Below are 843 nucleotides of genomic sequence, written 5' to 3'. Positions count from 1 at the left end.
CCGTTCTTAATGTTTTGGGTTTCGATTCTATGCAGAGTTCTTGCGCTGAGATGAATGCTCATGGCGATCACTAAAAGCCCATGAGATAAAGATTCATCGAATTTAAGCCAGCGATCTAAAAGTACTTCTGTTGTTGGGTAAAAAACAAAAAATACAGCTAAAAATAGACTGCTTAGTTGCAGGTAGGTATGAGTGAGTGTTGGCAAAATCCATCCAGCCATGTAATACGCGTGTTTATTCATGGTAGCTGAATGGTAAGGGGTTGCAATACCTCATTGTTTTAAATGAAAAAAGGACACCGTTTGGTGTCCTTTTTAGTGCTCAATCGTCATGCCGGACTTGATCCGGTATCAGAGTGATGTGGCTTATTAAGCTTTACGGCGGCGCGCGAAACCTAAACCAGCAAGGCCTAAGCCCATAAGAGCAAGAGTGCCTGGCTCTGGAACGTGGTGACCAACAGTGATGTCGTCGATGCCCCAACCGTCAGAGTAGTTGTATGAGTTACAACCGTTTGGATCGTCACACTTATCAAAGTAAAGAGACGCGCCTGTGATAGCCATGTCGCTGATGATAGTTGTGTAGAACAATGAACCGCTCGGGAATGAAGTATTTACTTGGTATTCTTCAGTAGAACCGTCTTCATAAGTAAGCTTGATGCGGCCGCCTTGGTCGTTGATGTCTGCCAAGTAGAAGCCGATCGCATTGTATGAATCGTCTGCATCGATGTTCCAAACAACGTTTGTTGCGTCGTTGCTATCTAACCAGAAGTCAGTTGCATCGCTCGCTAGAACTTCACGACCATATTCGCCAGTACAAGAGCTTTCGATTTTAAGGTTACCGTTG

At 44.5% G+C, this 843-nt stretch carries 2 protein-coding genes; both read right to left on the bottom strand.

Annotation, left to right across the window (positions count from 1 at the left end; all coding sequences use genetic code 11):
* Nucleotides 1–221: hypothetical protein (locus A3738_RS31895; RefSeq protein WP_231876596.1), on the bottom strand; the 221-nt coding region annotated here is incomplete at its 3' end.
* A 147-nt stretch (nt 222–368) separates the two neighbouring features.
* Nucleotides 369–843, bottom strand: a 475-nt coding sequence (locus tag A3738_RS31890) for a PEP-CTERM sorting domain-containing protein (RefSeq protein WP_231876595.1), incomplete at its 5' end; no start/stop codon positions are given.

Source organism: Oleiphilus sp. HI0066, from assembly GCF_001635725.1.
This window is presented reverse-complemented; position numbering and strand designations above follow the sequence as displayed.